General features: G+C 56.8%; 1 protein-coding gene. It reads left to right on the top strand.

Annotated elements, in window-relative coordinates; translation table 11 throughout:
* On the top strand, positions 1–278 hold a 278-nt coding region (locus KVT27_RS24335; protein WP_254636278.1), incomplete at both ends, for a sensor histidine kinase.

Raw genomic sequence — 278 nt, 5'->3', positions numbered from 1 at the left:
GCGCTGCTGCACGGCATCCGCAGATCCAAAGGCAAGACGGGAACGATCACCATCGGCGCCCGTAAAGAAGAGAACGTCCTGATCCTCTCCGTCACGGACGATGGCATCGGCATGGACGAGGAGCTTGTCCACAGCCTTCTGACAGAACCACGGCCAACGATGAAATCCGACGGGTCTGGAAGCTCCTATGGTCTGTACAATGTCAACGAGCGAATTAAATTGTTCGCCGGAGATCTCTATGGCCTGCGCATTCAATCCACGCTCGGGGAAGGGACGAC

Origin of the sequence: Lysinibacillus sp. GbtcB16, from assembly GCF_019091145.1 — a bacterium.
Lineage (GTDB): Bacteria > Bacillota > Bacilli > Bacillales_A > Planococcaceae > Lysinibacillus > Lysinibacillus fusiformis.
Note: the sequence above shows the minus strand (reverse complement) of the source record. Positions and strands in the feature narration are given on the sequence as shown.